Here is a 277-nt window from a genome sequence, read left to right on the forward strand (position 1 = left end):
GATTCGCGCGTGTCGGTGAGGCCGTGTTTCTTTTCAACGAGTTCCTTGGTGTCTCGACCCCCGGGACTGTCGAAGATGTTGACGCGTCCGGGGTCGCTCGGACTGGGTTTTTGAACAATCAGCGTTGCCATCCGCCGAATGTCGGCCGCCGATTTCTTGAGCGTGTGCGCGACCAGCGCGACCGACCCGCGCTTTGCGTGCATCCCGTGTTCTTCCTGGCGCTTTCTTACGAGCGTCATCCTGTCGACGAACGCGCGCGCCTTGGGGGAGTCGTCAG

Annotated in this window: 1 pseudogene; it reads right to left on the bottom strand. The window is 61.7% G+C overall.

Features of this window, described 5'->3' with window-relative positions:
• Positions 1–277: pseudogene (locus tag SM755_RS23545) on the bottom strand (hypothetical protein); the annotation flags it as partial.

The organism is Natrialba sp. PRR66 (genome assembly GCF_034808065.1).
GTDB lineage: Archaea > Halobacteriota > Halobacteria > Halobacteriales > Natrialbaceae > Natrialba > Natrialba aegyptia.